The 14,212-nt window shown below is 54.9% G+C and carries 15 protein-coding genes; 9 read left to right on the forward strand and 6 right to left on the reverse strand.

The window, feature by feature from the left end; genetic code table 11:
• Nucleotides 1-103: 103 nt before the first annotated feature.
• Nucleotides 104-1,324, reverse strand: a complete 1,221-nt coding sequence (mlc, locus tag H2Z33_RS20575) for a sugar metabolism global transcriptional regulator Mlc (RefSeq protein WP_003857451.1) — start codon at nt 1,322-1,324, stop codon at nt 104-106.
• 121 nt (nt 1,325-1,445) lie between these two features.
• Nucleotides 1,446-2,351, reverse strand: a complete 906-nt coding sequence (locus tag H2Z33_RS20580; RefSeq protein WP_015570629.1) for a LysR family transcriptional regulator — start codon at nt 2,349-2,351, stop codon at nt 1,446-1,448.
• Between the two features lie 121 nt (nt 2,352-2,472).
• Here H2Z33_RS20580 and H2Z33_RS20585 point away from each other — a divergent pair, with 121 nt between their 5' ends.
• From H2Z33_RS20585 to H2Z33_RS20600, 5 genes are all read left to right on the forward strand, one after another.
• Nucleotides 2,473-3,726 (forward strand): MFS transporter, encoded by a 1,254-nt coding sequence (locus H2Z33_RS20585; RefSeq protein WP_017384556.1) that lies wholly within the window; start codon nt 2,473-2,475, stop codon nt 3,724-3,726.
• 74 nt (nt 3,727-3,800) lie between these two features.
• A complete protein-coding gene (locus H2Z33_RS20590; protein ID WP_032619769.1) occupies nt 3,801-5,285 on the forward strand; it encodes a carboxypeptidase M32 in 1,485 nt (494 codons plus the stop codon).
• 148 nt (nt 5,286-5,433) lie between these two features.
• Nucleotides 5,434-5,739 (forward strand): acid resistance repetitive basic protein Asr, encoded by a 306-nt coding sequence (gene asr, locus H2Z33_RS20595; RefSeq protein ID WP_003857459.1) that lies wholly within the window; start codon nt 5,434-5,436, stop codon nt 5,737-5,739.
• 92 nt (nt 5,740-5,831) lie between these two features.
• Entirely contained in the window at nt 5,832-5,915 is an 84-nt protein-coding gene (locus H2Z33_RS23625) for a hypothetical protein (protein WP_057979992.1), read from the forward strand.
• A gap of 102 nt (nt 5,916-6,017) precedes the next feature.
• On the forward strand, nt 6,018-6,839 hold the full coding sequence (locus tag H2Z33_RS20600) for a trypsin-like serine peptidase (protein ID WP_063135121.1): 822 nt from the start codon (nt 6,018-6,020) through the stop codon (nt 6,837-6,839).
• Nucleotides 6,840-6,844: 5 nt separating this feature from the next.
• Here H2Z33_RS20600 and mdtI read toward each other — a convergent pair whose 3' ends face one another.
• Nucleotides 6,845-7,174 (reverse strand): multidrug/spermidine efflux SMR transporter subunit MdtI, encoded by a 330-nt coding sequence (gene mdtI / locus H2Z33_RS20605; RefSeq protein ID WP_003857463.1) that lies wholly within the window; start codon nt 7,172-7,174, stop codon nt 6,845-6,847.
• Nucleotides 7,161-7,523 (reverse strand): multidrug/spermidine efflux SMR transporter subunit MdtJ, encoded by a 363-nt coding sequence (mdtJ, locus tag H2Z33_RS20610; protein WP_015570633.1) that lies wholly within the window; start codon nt 7,521-7,523, stop codon nt 7,161-7,163. Before mdtJ ends, mdtI begins: the two co-directional genes overlap by 14 nt.
• Nucleotides 7,524-7,944: 421 nt before the next feature.
• Between mdtJ and H2Z33_RS20615 the strand changes: the two genes are divergently transcribed.
• On the forward strand, nt 7,945-8,985 hold the full coding sequence (locus H2Z33_RS20615; protein ID WP_003857467.1) for an AI-2E family transporter: 1,041 nt from the start codon (nt 7,945-7,947) through the stop codon (nt 8,983-8,985).
• Here the strand turns inward: H2Z33_RS20615 and H2Z33_RS20620 are convergent.
• Nucleotides 8,982-9,929, reverse strand: a complete 948-nt coding sequence (locus H2Z33_RS20620) for a zinc-dependent alcohol dehydrogenase family protein (protein ID WP_017384558.1) — start codon at nt 9,927-9,929, stop codon at nt 8,982-8,984. The two genes, H2Z33_RS20615 and H2Z33_RS20620, sit on opposite strands and share 4 nt — an antisense overlap.
• Nucleotides 9,922-10,956 carry an LLM class flavin-dependent oxidoreductase gene (locus H2Z33_RS20625; protein ID WP_063135120.1) on the reverse strand — a complete coding sequence of 345 codons (1,035 nt, stop codon included), beginning with the start codon at nt 10,954-10,956 and terminating at the stop codon, nt 9,922-9,924. Before H2Z33_RS20625 ends, H2Z33_RS20620 begins: the two co-directional genes overlap by 8 nt.
• A 207-nt stretch (nt 10,957-11,163) precedes the next feature.
• Here H2Z33_RS20625 and yajD point away from each other — a divergent pair, with 207 nt between their 5' ends.
• The 3 genes from yajD (at nt 11,164) to H2Z33_RS20640 (ending at nt 14,160) form a co-directional block, all read left to right on the forward strand.
• Nucleotides 11,164-11,511 carry an HNH nuclease YajD gene (gene yajD / locus H2Z33_RS20630; RefSeq protein ID WP_006808895.1) on the forward strand — a complete coding sequence of 116 codons (348 nt, stop codon included), beginning with the start codon at nt 11,164-11,166 and terminating at the stop codon, nt 11,509-11,511.
• A 259-nt stretch (nt 11,512-11,770) separates the two neighbouring features.
• Nucleotides 11,771-13,036: a Y-family DNA polymerase gene (locus H2Z33_RS20635; protein WP_032609083.1), complete on the forward strand. Its 1,266-nt coding sequence runs from the start codon at nt 11,771-11,773 to the stop codon at nt 13,034-13,036.
• A gap of 104 nt (nt 13,037-13,140) precedes the next feature.
• On the forward strand, nt 13,141-14,160 hold the full coding sequence (locus H2Z33_RS20640) for a dipeptidase (RefSeq protein WP_047365582.1): 1,020 nt from the start codon (nt 13,141-13,143) through the stop codon (nt 14,158-14,160).
• The last annotated feature ends 52 nt before the right edge of the window (nt 14,161-14,212 follow it).

A 14,212-nucleotide genomic window follows, 5' to 3' on the forward strand; every position in this document is an offset into this window, starting at 1 on the left:
TCAAAATATAAACCAGGTAAATAATTCAGTGGGGAAAGTCTACGGGATGCGTGCGCTACCGGGCTTGAGATAGCGCAATTTTTCGTACATCTCTGGAAAAGAGTTAGCCCTGTAGCAAACGAATCAGTAACGAGCCGTTGTACATCGCATCTTTTACCAGCGCGGCGCCGGCCATCGTACCCTGGTTGGAAAATTGCGTACTTTCGACCACGATGTTTTTACTGTACGCGGGAAGCGCCTGCTGATTGATGCAGGCGGAAATCGCCGGAAAGAGGATATCCGCCGCCTGGCTGAGCGGGGAGCCGATCAGTATTTTTTGCGGGTTAAACAGGTTCACCATAATGGCCAGAATGCGCCCGACATTATTGCCCACGCCGGTAATAATGTCCTTCGCCAGCAGATCGCCCTGCCTTGCCGCAGCGCACAGTGCCTCGACGCTTAACGGTTGACCGTGCAGCGTGGAGCTCATCGACTGGCTGAGCCGCACCTGCGCCAGCTCCAGCACGCTTTCGACGCTGGCAATCGTCTCCAGACAGCCATGGTTACCGCAGTAGCAGCGTTTTCCGTACGGATCGACCTGCGTATGGCCGATCTCCACCAGGCTACTGCTGCCAGCATGCAACAGACGCCCGTCGGTGATCACACCTGCGCCAACGTTATGATCAATCACCACCTGAATTACGTCGCGTGCGCCCCGGGAGGCACCAAACAATGCCTCCGCCATCGTCCAGGCGCTGATATCATGCTGAATGTAGACCGGCACACCGGTGTGGTTTTCCAGCACGTCGCCCAGCGGCATCTCTTTGACGTTTTCATAAAACGGCATGCGGTGAACAATGCCATTTTCGGTATCAATAATTCCCGGCAGGGTGATCGCAATCGCCGTTAAACGTTCAAGACGCTGCTGGTGACGAATAAAGAACTGGTCGATGTGGGTCAGAATGGCATCGAGAAGTGGTTGCTCTGCATTAAGCGGGAGTTCCAGCCGGTCCTCCACCACCAGCTTGCTGCTGAGGTCGCGCAGCGCGAGGAAGATTTCCCCGCGGCTAATCCGCAGCGACAGGTAGTGCCAGGCTTCCGTTTCCACCACCAGCCCTACCGCCGGACGGCCACGGCTGCCCGGCTCCTGAATTTCTGTCTCCTGAACCAGATGGGCTTCCAGCATTTCGCGGACAATCTTGGTAATACTGGCGGGTGCCAGTTGTGCCAGGCGCGAAAGATCGATACGCGAAACCGGACCAAGCTGATCAATCAGGCGATAAACGGCACCCGCGTTGGTCTGCTTGATCTGATCGATATGCCCTGGCTGACTATCAGCAACCACCTCGTACTCCCTTATTTTCGAGCTTCGAAATAAACTGAGGGCTATGGTGAAGCACTTCAATGGCTGACGTCAAATTTTTACTTAGCCATGTGATTTACTGCACATTTTCGCCCACTTTTCCCTATAAATAATGCCCGCGAGAAGCGGTAATTAATTGTTCTTTGAAACGCTGTGCCGCATGGCTCTGTTCATGATGTTTAGACCACACCAGCCACATCTCTGAGACTGCATCCTGCTCGGCTATCTTCACCCAGCGCATTTCCGCCAGTTGTACCCGTTTAAATGAGGCCGGGAGAATCGATACGCCAAGCCCTGCGGCAACGAGACCAATGATCGTCATGGCTTCCCCCACCTCCTGCGCGATAGTCGGGACAAGGCCATATCGCCGCATCAGACCAAGAATATCGTCATACAACCCGGTACCCACCTGTGGGTCAAAAAAGACAAACGGCTCTTTCGCCAGTTCAGCCAGCGAGACGCTGTGCTGCGCGGCGAGCGGATGATCCCGGGGGATCATCGCCATCAGCGGTTCGCGGAGGATCACCTGCCACGCCAGGGTATCAGGCAACTGCGTGTTACGCATCAGCCCCAGGTCGAGCGATCCTTCGTTAAGCGGCGATATCTGCTCCCGGGTATTTATTTCGCGCGTCTGAATATGCACATCCGGAAAGTTACGGCGAAACGAGGATAGCGTTTGTGAAACAGCGCTGATAAAGGGGGCCGATGAGGTAAACCCGATGCGCAGCTCCCCCGTCTCCCCAAGATAAAGCCGTTCCGCTCTGGCGGCGGCGTCCTCCACCATACTCAGGATCTGCCGGCTATCGGCGAGAAACTGTTTTCCCGCCGCCGTCAGGCTCACGCTGCGGTTGGTTCGCGCCAGCAGACGCGCCCCGACCTGCTGCTCCAGGATCTGGATCTGCTGGCTTAGCGGTGGCTGAGAGATATTCAGCCTTGCCGCCGCACGACCAAAATGCAGCTCTTCGGCAACGGCGACAAAATAGCGCAGATGGCGCAGCTCGATATTCATATTTTTAAAGTATCATTTGAGATTATTAATATATTAGACAGAATATTTACATTTTCCTACCCTAATCTTGTGGTCATACCCGTCACCAGAAAACACGGGGATGTTTAAGCAAGGATTATGTGTGAGCCGTACAACGACCGTTGATATCGCGCCGGCCAGCGACATCGATGATTTACCCGCAGCACCGCAGCCGGTTCAGTTTATTAAACGTGGTACCCCCCAGTTTATGCGCGTCACGCTGGCGCTCTTCTCAGCGGGTCTCGCCACTTTTGCCCTGCTCTACTGCGTTCAGCCGATCCTGCCGGTCCTGTCGCATGAATTTGGCGTGTCGCCAGCCAGCAGCAGTATTTCGCTCTCCATTTCAACCGGGATGCTGGCGATCGGTTTGCTGTTCACCGGGCCACTTTCGGATGCCATCGGACGTAAGCAGGTCATGGTAACGGCGTTAATGCTGGCCTCCGTGTGTACCTTGCTGTCCACCATGATGACCAGCTGGCACGGCATTCTGGTCATGCGCGCGCTGATTGGGTTATCCCTCAGCGGCGTGGCGGCGGTCGGGATGACCTATCTCAGCGAGGAGATCCACCCGAGCTTCGTGGCCTTCTCCATGGGGCTATACATTAGTGGGAACTCTATCGGCGGTATGAGCGGACGCCTGCTTAGCGGTGTGTTTACTGATTTCTTTAACTGGCGCATTGCACTGGCCGTTATCGGCTGCTTCGCCCTCGCTTCGGCGCTGATGTTCTGGAAAATCCTGCCGGAATCGCGCCATTTCCGCCCGACCTCCCTGCGTCCGAAAACGTTATTTATCAACTTTCGCCTGCACTGGCGCGATCAAGGGCTGCCCCGTTTGTTCCTGACCGGTTTCCTGCTGATGGGCTCGTTCGTGACGCTGTTTAATTACATCGGCTATCGTCTGATGCTTTCACCGTGGCATCTTAGTCAGGCATTGGTGGGTTTGCTCTCTGTGGCATATCTCACCGGGACATGGAGTTCGCCAAAAGCGGGCGCCATGACCGCGCGCTTCGGTCGTGGTCCGGTGATGCTGGTTTCCACCGCCGTGATGCTGTTCGGACTGCTGATGACGCTTTTCTCTTCCCTGTGGCTGATTTTTGCCGGAATGCTGCTCTTCTCTGCGGGATTCTTTGCCGCGCATTCCGTTGCCAGCAGCTGGATTGGCCCACGCGCGCGCCGCGCCAAAGGTCAGGCTTCGTCACTGTATCTGTTCAGTTACTATCTCGGTTCCAGCATAGCCGGTACGCTCGGCGGGGTGTTCTGGCATAACTACGGCTGGAACGGCGTGGGCGGATTTATCGCGCTGATGTTGTGCGCGGCACTGCTGGTGGGCGCGAGCCTGCATAAACGACTGCATTAACATTCAGCCCTCTTCGTGTTTAAATCGAGCCGATGCTAATTTTTGTCATCGGCTGATTCAGACACGAGGACTTCATGAAAAATAATAACTATCAACAACTCACCCGCACCTTCCAGCGCCTCTCCCGCTTCTCGCACCTCTCCTCCATCGCCAGCTGGGACATGTTCACCATGATGCCGCCAGGCGGCAGCGCCGCGCGCGGTGAAGCGCTGGCGGAGATGAGCGTCCTGCAACATCAGATCCTGACCGATAAAAAAATGGGTGAATGGCTGGCGGCGGCGGCAGACGAAGATCTGAATGACGTTGAGCAAGCCAACCTGCGTGAAATGACACGCCACTACCAGCAGGCCACTTTACTGCCGGAATCGCTGGTGGAGGCCAAATCGCTGGCGGGCAGCAGGTGTGAACACGCCTGGCGCACTCAGCGTCCGGCCAACGACTGGCAGGGCTTTTCAGCCAACCTGAAAGAGGTGGTGAAACTCAGTCGTGAAGAGGCCCGCCTGCGCGCTGAGGCTAAAGGCTGCACGCCTTACGACGCGCTGCTGGATATCTTTGAACCCGACATGACCAGCGCTCGCCTGGATGTGCTGTTCGGCGATCTGAAGTCCTGGCTGCCGGAGCTGCTGGCAAAGGTTGTGGAAAAACAGGCTCAACGATCGTTCGTTCCGCCACAGGGTCCCTTCCCGACCGCCACGCAGCGCGAGCTGGGCCTGGAAGCGATGAAAATGCTTGGCTTCGATTTTAACGGCGGTCGTCTGGACGTTAGCGCTCACCCGTTCTGCGGCGGCGTGCCGGAAGATGTGCGTATCACCACGCGTTACGATGAAGATGAACTGCTCAGCGCGCTTTTCGGCGTGATCCACGAAACCGGACATGCCCGCTACGAGCAAAACCTTCCGCGAGCGTGGGCCGGCCAGCCCGTTGCGCTGGCGCGCTCTACGGCGATCCATGAATCCCAGAGCTTGTTCTTTGAAATGCAGCTGGGCCGCAGCGACGCTTTCCTGAAGCATCTGCTTCCGGCGGTTCATGCCCGTTTCGGCAGCCAGGCGGCATTCAGCGAAGAGAATTTTATTGCCTGGAACCAGCGCGTGAAGCCGGGCTACATCCGCGTTGATGCGGATGAAGTGAGCTATCCGGCGCATGTGGTGCTGCGCTATGAGATCGAGCGCGCGCTGATCAATGGCGAAATTGAAGTCGATGATATTCCCGCGTTATGGGATGAGAAAATGCAGGCGTGGCTTGGGTTATCCACCAAAGATAACTACCGCAACGGCTGTATGCAGGATATCCACTGGACCGACGGCGGTTTTGGCTACTTCCCGTCTTACACGCTGGGGGCAATGTATGCGGCACAGCTGTTCCATGCCGCCAAAACTGCGCTGCCCGGGTTGCAGGCATCCATTGCCGGGGGCGATTTCTCGGCGCTGTTTGACTGGCTGCGTCAGAATATCTGGCAGCACGGCAGCCGTTTCAGCACGTCGCAGCTCATCACCCAGGCTACAGGTGAAGATCTGAATATCCGCTACTTCCGCGAACACCTGACGTCCCGCTACCTGTAACCGAACGCGCCGGGGGCCGCCCCGGCGTTGTACATATGGTTACACGCCGATACCAATCACTCACGGAAACCCCGAATTTACAGGGATATAGTTATTTCAACGGCCCCGCAGTGGGGTTAAATGAGAAACCAAATTCGAGGGTATGAAAATGAAAAAAGTATTAGCTCTGGTTGTTGCCGCTGCTATGGGTCTGTCTTCCGCTGCATTCGCGGCTGAAACTACCGCCACCGCAGCGCCTGCGGCATCCACCGCTGCTCCGGCCAAAACGGTTCACCATAAAAAACATCACAAAGCGGCTAAACCAGCGGCAGAACAGAAAGCGCAGGCCGCGAAAAAGCACCACAAAAAAGCGGCAAAACCTGCGGTAGAGCAGAAAGCCCAGGCGGCTAAAAAGCATCACAAAAAAGCAGCAAAACACGAAGCGGCTAAACCTGCTGCACAGCCAGCAGCGTAAGAGTACAAGCTTAACCGTGCCCTTCGGGGCACGTTGGTAAACCGGCGCTGAACGGGTTTGCGGTCAGCGCCGTTTTTTTATCCGGAGGGCGTATGCTGCGGCGCTATCGGTTTGAGTTCATTCTTATCCTGCTAATTTTATGCGCGCTCATCGCCAGCCACTTTTATCTTTCCTGAATGTAGCACGCTGATTTTACTCCCACTTTCTCGCCGTCGCGTCTATAGTATTTTCATAGGGTTCACTTTTAATAATCATAATTACCCCCACCAGAGTGTGATATGCGTAAATCTGTTGTGTTGTTACTGGGAACGTTCAGCCTTTTTGCTGGCTTTTCACATGCGGATGATGGCGACGATGACGCCATTAGCGCCAAAGAGTTAAAGACGCTGTTTTTTGGTCATGACGATCGTACGCGTGTCACCGATCCTACCGAATCGCCCTGGGATGCCATCGGGCAACTGGAAACCGCCAGCGGCAATTTATGTACCGCAACCCTCATTACGCCACGCCTTGCGCTGACGGCGGGTCATTGCCTGTTAATGCCGCCTGAAGGCAAACCGGATAAAGCGATCGCCCTGCGCTTTGTGTCGCAAAAAGGAATATGGCGCTACGAAATTCACGGTATTGAGGGGCGTGTGGATCCGTCGCTTGGCAAACGCCTGAAACCGGATGGCGATGGCTGGATTGTGCCGCCCGGGGCGGCCCCCTGGGATTTCGGGCTGATCGTTTTACGTTATCCGCCGTCCGGGATCACCCCGCTGCCGCTCTTTGATGGCGATAAGGCCGCGCTCACCGCCGCCCTGAAAGCCGCCGATCGAAAAGTGACGCAATCAGGTTATCCTGTTGATCACCTCGATTCGCTGTACACCCATACGGACTGCGTGGTGACGGGCTGGGCGCAAAACAGCGTGCTGTCCCATCAGTGCGATACGCTACCGGGTGATAGCGGATCGCCCCTGATGTTAAAAACCGATAACGGCTGGCAGCTGATTGGCGTTCAGAGTTCTGCGCCAGCGGCGAAAGACCGCTGGCGCGCCGATAACCGGGCGTTGTCGGTGACCGGTTTTCGCGACCGGCTGGAAGCCCTGGCGCAGCAGTAGGTCACTCAGGCCAGTTTAATCATGATCATGCCGGCGAGCAGTAATACCAGCCCTATCCAGCCTTTATTGTTTAAACGCTGCCCGAACATAATCCAGCCTGCCGCCAGGGTGGCGGCAATACCGAAGCCCCCCCACAGCGCATAGGCCACGGACAGATCGATGCCTTTCACCGCCTGTGACAGGGCGCTAAACGCCCCCAGAACCGCGGCAATCGATAACAGGCCGTAGGCTTTACGACGAAAACCATCGGAGAACTTCAGAAAGACGTTGGCAATAATTTCCAGAACGATGGCGAAAGCCAGCCAGGCCGCGTGGATCCATTCAAACTGCTGCATGGGTCTGCTCCTTCTGCTGTTTTGCCGGTTTGCGTGTACCCGATTTAATCAGCACGATACCTGCGACCAGGGTCGTCAGCCCGGCAATTTTCATTGTCGTCAGGGTTTCATCAAATAACATGACGCTAAACAGCGTAATCAATAAAATACCAATACCTTCCCACAATGCGTATGCCACGCCCAGCGCGATTTTTTTAACCGCAAAAGAGAGGAAAATATAGGAAAGCGTAATCATGACCAGCATCAAAATAAAACCGGTGCTGCCATCACTCACGCTTGCCCATTTCATCGACAAGGTGCCGGTAATTTCAGCGACGATCGCCAGAGCTAATAAAATCCAGTAAAACATGTTTTTTCTCCTGCTTGAGAATATAATCCATCGAGGCTCGCTGCGGACAGCAAACCAAAAAATTGGGAATTAAATCAGTTAGCTAAGCGCATAGCGCCAGCTCAGGCAGAAGACGTGACTATAGCGCGGAACGCCAGTGTTGCTCACCAGAAAGCAGGCAGAGGGAGGTTGAAAACAGAGCTGAGTTGTTTGAAAAATACGTCCTGAACAAATTGTCCATAAAATTACAATTATCCGCGGTGTTGCTTCTCGTCTTTGCGGATGAAAATTGTCCTCGGTAGTTGAACACGCCTGATTTGTATCATAAGCCAGGAATTTACTCAAAGCCTTTTCATTTCTTTACCCAGTCTGTTTGATTTTGGTTAGTTTTTTTAATCCGCTTTCCCCTCTATTATAAATAAAAAACTGTTCAGGAACGTCCATGGCCAAACCTATTATCACCCTCAACGGGCTTAAGATCGTCATCATGCTGGGCATGCTGGTGATCATTCTGACCGGCGTTCGTTTTGCGGCCGATATCATCGTGCCTTTTATCCTGGCGCTTTTTATCGCGGTGATCCTCAATCCACTGGTGCAGCGAATGGTGCGGCTGCGCATCCCGCGTGTGCTGGCGATAAGCCTGCTTATCAGTATTATTATCGTTGCGATGGTGCTGTTAGTCGCCTATCTGGGAACCTCCCTGAACGAGCTGGCGCGGACGCTACCGACATACCGCTCTTCCCTGGCGACCCCGCTGCTGCAAATTGAACCCTGGCTGCAACGCGCGGGTATCGAAGTCTCGGTTGAGGAACTGCTTAAATACATCGATCCGAATGCCGCCATGACGATTGTCACCAGCCTGCTGGCACAACTCTCCAACGCCATGACCTCGATTTTCCTGCTGTTCCTGACGGTTGTGTTTATGCTGCTGGAAGTTCCACAGCTGCCTGCAAAGCTCCAGCACATCATGGTGCGTCCGGTAGAGGGAATGGGCGCCATTCAGCGCGCGCTCGACAGCGTTTCACGCTATCTGGTGCTGAAAACGGCCATCAGCCTGGTGACGGGATTAGTGGTCTGGGGGATGCTCGCCGCGCTGGATGTGCGTTTTGCCTTTGTCTGGGGGCTGCTGGCCTTTGCGCTCAACTATATTCCTAACATCGGCTCCGTGCTGGCGGCGATCCCCCCTATCCTTCAGGTGCTGGTTTTCAGCGGTTTGTATGATGCCCTGATTCTGCTGGCAGGCTATCTGGTGATTAACCTTGTCTTCGGGAACATTCTCGAACCACGGATAATGGGACGCGGGCTGGGGCTTTCAACCCTTGTTGTGTTCCTGTCCCTGATTTTCTGGGGCTGGCTGCTCGGGCCTGTCGGCATGCTGCTCTCCGTTCCGCTGACAATTATTGTCAAAATTGGCCTGGAGCAGACCGCCGGTGGACAAAGTATCGCTGTACTGCTGAGCGACATGAGCCATAAGGCCGATTAATTGTCCATCGAGAGCATGGGCTTACCCGTTCTTCCCGCTTCGCGATAGTTGCCCACTGCCCGCTGCCATTCCGACAGCGGGTAGAGGGTGACATCGCTGCACTGGCTGGCGCGCAGTTTAGGCCAGATGCGCCGAAACTCCGCCTGCCACGCCTCAGCGCTCAGCGCGTCCAGATAGTTACGAATGTGAAACCACGCCACGCGCGGCAACGGCCGCTGCTGCCGGAAGGTCTGCCCGGAGAGTAGCCCGTAGCAGACAAAGGTGCCGGTTTCGGGCATCACGCTCAGGATCGTCTCCGCCAGACTGCCGCCCGTGGCGTCGTACACCACCTCCGCTTGCGCGGCGGCAGCGTTGACGGCGGTCGTATCATGTTGCGCAATCGGGACGATCCCCATTTCAGCCAGACGTTGAGCGTGCACGGGCGAACGATGGATCCCGTAAACCGCCTCCGCACCCGCCTGACGTGCCCATTGCCCGAGCAGAACGGCGCAGTCAGAACCGGCAGCGGTGAGCAGCACCGTTTTCCCGACCGGAGGATAGCGGTCCAGCATCATCTGTGCGGCAAGCGGGTTGATATACGCCCGCGCGGCAAGTAGCGAGTCGACGTCGTCCGGGACGGGAACCGCATACGCCGCCGGGCAGTCGACATAGCGCTGCCAGGTTCCCTGCCCCCGTAACGGCAGGACCCGCTTGCCCAGCAGCGCCGGATAAGCGGCGGGCGTTTCGGTCACTATTCCGACCCCTTCATAACCGGCTATCGCAGGCAGCGGCGTGCGATGGCGATATGCTCCGGTGATGGGGATGAGATCAGAGGCGTTCACCGGGGAAAAAAGCATGCGCACACGTATCTCTCCCGGCTGTCGCGGCGACAATGGTGTAGTTTCCGCTTGCAGTACCGATTCAGGCTCACCAAACCGGCGATACCAGAGGGCCAGATTAAGCATTGCGATCGCGCCATCCCATTTCCGGTGCGACATGTTTCAGGATGGACTCGATCACATGTGCGTTGTATTCCACGCCCAGCTGATTCGGCATGGTAAGTAACAGCGTATCCGCTTCCGCGATCGCTTCATCCTTTTTCAACTGTTCAATCAGCTTGTCTGGCTCTGCGGCATAGCTGCGTCCGAAAATGGCCCGCGTTTTCTCATCCAGATAGCCCACGCTGTCGCTTTCATTGCGGCTTGAACCGAAATACATCCGGTCGCGATCGTCCATCAGGGCAAAAATACTGCGGCTGACCGAAACGCGTGGCTGACGGGTATGCCCTGCCTCAGCCCAGGCCTGTCGGTAGGCACGGATCTGTTTTGCCTGCTGAATATGGAACGGCTCGCCGGTTTCATCATCTTTCAGCGTTGAGCTTTGCAGGTTCATCCCCAGTTTCGCCGCCCATACTGCCGTTGCATTAGAGCCAGCCCCCCACCAGATACGATCGCGTAAGCCTTCTGAATGCGGCTCCAGACGCAATAATCCCGGCGGGTTTGGGAACATCGGCTGTGGGTTAGGCTTTGCAAACCCTTCACCGCGTAATACATCAAGCAGTACCTCAGTGTGGCGGCGCGCCATATCTGATTCGTTTTCCCCTTCCTGCGGCACGTAACCAAAATAACGCCAGCCATCAATCACCTGCTCCGGGGAACCCCGGCTGATACCAAGCTGTAATCGCCCGCCGGAGATGAGATCTGCCGCGCCAGCATCTTCCGCCATATACAGCGGATTTTCATACCGCATGTCGATCACGCCCGTCCCGATTTCGATGCGTTTGGTTTTCGCGCCTATTGCAGCCAGCAAGGGGAATGGCGAACTGAGCTGGCGGGCAAAGTGATGCACACGGAAATAAGCCCCGTCCGCGCCCAGCTCTTCGGCGGCGACCGCCAGATCGATGGACTGTAGCAGCGTGTCAGCCGCGGTTCGCGTGCCGGACTGGGGTGACGGTGTCCAGTGACCAAACGACAAAAATCCGATCTTTTTCATAGTGGAGTATCCTGATAAAGCATTGCGTTATCCCTACTCTACGCATTAACGAATGAGAATAAATGGTGATTATTTAACGGAATGCTTCAAATAAACTGACAGAAATACGCAAATCGCACGCTGCCTTCCCGCAGAGGAGGCATTCTCCTGACATCTCATAATGGGATATAGTGTGAATTATTCTCTTTTTAACAGGTAACATCAGCAATGGCTCTGATCCCCAAAAACTACGCACGGCTGGAAAGCGGCTACCGTGAAAAAGCGCTAAAAATCTACCCCTGGGTTTGTGGACGCTGCTCGCGTGAGTTTGTTTATTCAAATCTTCGTGAACTCACGGTTCACCATATCGACCACGATCACACCAATAACCCGGAAGATGGCAGTAACTGGGAGCTGTTGTGCCTGTTTTGTCACGATCACGAACACTCAAAGTACACCGAAGCGGATCAGTATGGCACCACCGTTGTCGCGGGTGAGGATGCGCAAAAAGACGTGGGTGTCGCCACGTTTAACCCCTTTGCCGATCTCAAGGCGATGATGAACAAGAAGAAGTAATATCGACGGCTTCACTGCCCATACCTGTCGTATGGGCACTTATATTCCTTAAACATTTCATTAAATACCCTTTCCGCCAGATTTGCCTCGCCGCCATTCTGAACATAACCCTCTCCCTCCTGCACCCGTACGACGTCACTCCTCGTTCCCCCTTGATCTTTGCTATCAACATACAATACTGTATATAAATACAGTCTTAATTAACGGTGATCATAATGCAGTTTTTCACCCCTCCTGGCGATACCAGAGCGAGCTGACCATGTTTGCACTGTGTGATGTGAACGCTTTCTATGCTTCCTGTGAAACGGTTTTTCGCCCGGACCTGAAGGGACGACCGGTGGTCGTGTTGTCCAATAACGATGGGTGCGTCATCTCTCGCTCCGCTGAAGCCAAACCCTTTGTGAAAATGGGTGAACCGTACTTCAAACAGAAAGATCTCTTCAGGCATCATGGCGTGGTTTGTTTCAGCAGTAATTATGAACTTTACGCGGATATGTCCAACCGGGTAATGAACACGCTTGAAGAGATGTCGCCTCGTAGCGAAATATACTCAATTGATGAGATCTTTTGCGATCTTACCGGCGTGCGTAATTGTCGCGATCTTTCCGACTTTGGGCATGAAATGAGAGCGACCGTACTGCAACGCACCCATCTGACCGTCGGAGTGGGCATCGCACCCACAAAGACGCTGGCGAAACTGGCAAATCACGCGGCGAAACGCTGGCAGCGCCAGACGGGAGGCGTTGTTGATTTATCCAATGTGGATCGTCAGAGAAAGCTGATGGCGGCGCTACCCGTCGAAGACGTTTGGGGTGTAGGACGTCGCATAGCGAAGAAGCTTGAGATGATGGGGATTAAGACCGTCCTGCAACTGGCAGACACCGATATCCGGTTCATAAGAAAACATTTCAATGTCGTGCTGGAGAGAACGGTGCGTGAATTACGGGGCGAATCGTGTCTTGAACTGGAAGAGTTTGCCCCGGTAAAGCAAGAAATCGTCTGTTCGCGCTCGTTTGGCGAACGCATCACCGAATATGACGATGTACGCCAGGCCATCTGTAGTTATGCCGCCCGGGCAGCAGAAAAACTTCGCAATGAGCATCAGCATTGCCGCTTTATCTCCGTATTTGTTAAAACCTCGCCCTTCGCGCTTAACGAGCCATATTATGGCAATAGCGCGTCGGTAAAACTGCTCACCCCAACCCAGGATAGTCGGGATATTATCGGCGCATCAGTTCGTTGTCTGGATGCGGTCTGGAAGAACGGCCATCGGTACCAGAAAGCCGGAGTGATGCTGGGAGATTTTTATAGCCAGGGCGTCGCGCAACTTAATCTGTTTGACGACAACGCCCCCAGGAAAAACAGCCAAAAGTTAATGGATGTATTAGACCATCTGAATGCTGAAAATGGCCGTGGCACGCTTTACTTCGCGGGACAGGGTATACAGCAGCCGTGGCAGATGAAACGGGAAATGCTTTCACCCCGCTACACCACCCGCTTTGCGGATCTCCTCACTGTTAAGTGATATTAACAATTGCTGCTAAGTTGTAATTTTCCCCTTGCCGGACCGGACAAATCGGTTATCGTGCCAGGCAACTTTCGCAGCAATAAAAGACAGTGGGATGCGCTATGGCGATTTTTGATGGTCACAATGACCTGTTGCTTAATTTATGGCTTCACCATCGCCAGGATCCGGTAACGGCCTTCTTCTCCGGCATTGAGAAGGGACACCTCGATTATCCACGCATGCAGCAAGGCGGATTTTCCGGCGGGCTGTTCGCGCTGTTCGTGCCGCCGCAGGAGTATATCGCCCGCATGGCGCCACAATACGCCAGCGAGCCGTGGCAGCCGGTCGACATTCTCTGGCAGCAGCTGACGATCCTTAAGCAGCTTGTCGCCCACTCCGATGGCCGGGCGCGATTGTGCCTGAGCGCGGCGGATATCGAACGCTGCCGTCAGGATAAAGTGCTGGCGATGGTGGCGCATATTGAGGGCGCGGGCGGTTTTGACGGCGAGGGAGGCGATCTACAGGCTTTTTATGCCGCCGGGGTGCGCAGCATTGGGCCTTTCTGGAACATTGCTAACCGTTTTGGCACCGGCGTTAACGGGGCGTTTCCCGGCAGCCCGGACAGCGGCCCTGGGCTTACCGCTGAGGGTATCGCCCTCATTAAGCACGCTAACGCCCTGAACATGCTGATTGATGTTTCGCATATGAATGAAAAAGCGTTCTGGGATACCGCTCGTCATTCCTCTTCACCGCTGGTCGCCACCCATTCCAACGCCCATACGCTGTGCCCGCAACCGCGCAATCTGACCGATCGGCAGCTGCTGGCTATCCGCGACAGCGGCGGCGTGGCAGGCGTCAATTTCGGCAACGCGTTTCTGCGCGCCGACGGTAAACGCGATAGCGATACCCCGCTGAGCACAATCGTTCGTCATATCGACTATCTTATTAACATCATGGGTGACGATCATGTCGCGCTGGGCTCCGATTTTGACGGCATTACGTTGCCTGATGACTTACACGATGTGAGTGGTTTACCGCGGCTAATCAGCGCGTTGCGTGACAGCGGCTATGATCAATTTGTGCTGAATAAGCTGCTGTGGGGCAACTGGCAAAAGGTATTGCAAAATGTTTGGCAACAATAGGTTACGTTGTAAACATTAAGTTAATTCCTTACATCTTTCGGGTTGAGCTTTG

This window comes from Enterobacter sp. YSU, from assembly GCF_016082135.1.
In the GTDB taxonomy this organism is placed as follows: domain Bacteria; phylum Pseudomonadota; class Gammaproteobacteria; order Enterobacterales; family Enterobacteriaceae; genus Enterobacter; species Enterobacter hormaechei_C.

Excerpts from the sequence above, each read along its gene's own strand:
- H2Z33_RS20580 (WP_015570629.1), bottom strand. The coding sequence starts at position 2,351 with ATGAATATCGAGCTGCGCCATCTGCGCTATTTTGTCGCCGTTGCCGAA.
- H2Z33_RS20590 (WP_032619769.1), top strand. The coding sequence starts at position 3,801 with ATGAAAAATAATAACTATCAACAACTCACCCGCACCTTCCAGCGCCTC.
- asr (WP_003857459.1), top strand. The coding sequence starts at position 5,434 with ATGAAAAAAGTATTAGCTCTGGTTGTTGCCGCTGCTATGGGTCTGTCT.
- H2Z33_RS23625 (WP_057979992.1), top strand. The coding sequence starts at position 5,832 with ATGCTGCGGCGCTATCGGTTTGAGTTCATTCTTATCCTGCTAATTTTA.
- H2Z33_RS20600 (WP_063135121.1), top strand. The coding sequence starts at position 6,018 with ATGCGTAAATCTGTTGTGTTGTTACTGGGAACGTTCAGCCTTTTTGCT.
- mdtI (WP_003857463.1), bottom strand. The coding sequence starts at position 7,174 with ATGCAGCAGTTTGAATGGATCCACGCGGCCTGGCTGGCTTTCGCCATC.
- mdtJ (WP_015570633.1), bottom strand. The coding sequence starts at position 7,523 with ATGTTTTACTGGATTTTATTAGCTCTGGCGATCGTCGCTGAAATTACC.
- H2Z33_RS20615 (WP_003857467.1), top strand. The coding sequence starts at position 7,945 with ATGGCCAAACCTATTATCACCCTCAACGGGCTTAAGATCGTCATCATG.
- H2Z33_RS20620 (WP_017384558.1), bottom strand. The coding sequence starts at position 9,929 with ATGCTTAATCTGGCCCTCTGGTATCGCCGGTTTGGTGAGCCTGAATCG.
- H2Z33_RS20625 (WP_063135120.1), bottom strand. The coding sequence starts at position 10,956 with ATGAAAAAGATCGGATTTTTGTCGTTTGGTCACTGGACACCGTCACCC.
- yajD (WP_006808895.1), top strand. The coding sequence starts at position 11,164 with ATGGCTCTGATCCCCAAAAACTACGCACGGCTGGAAAGCGGCTACCGT.
- H2Z33_RS20635 (WP_032609083.1), top strand. The coding sequence starts at position 11,771 with ATGTTTGCACTGTGTGATGTGAACGCTTTCTATGCTTCCTGTGAAACG.
- H2Z33_RS20640 (WP_047365582.1), top strand. The coding sequence starts at position 13,141 with ATGGCGATTTTTGATGGTCACAATGACCTGTTGCTTAATTTATGGCTT.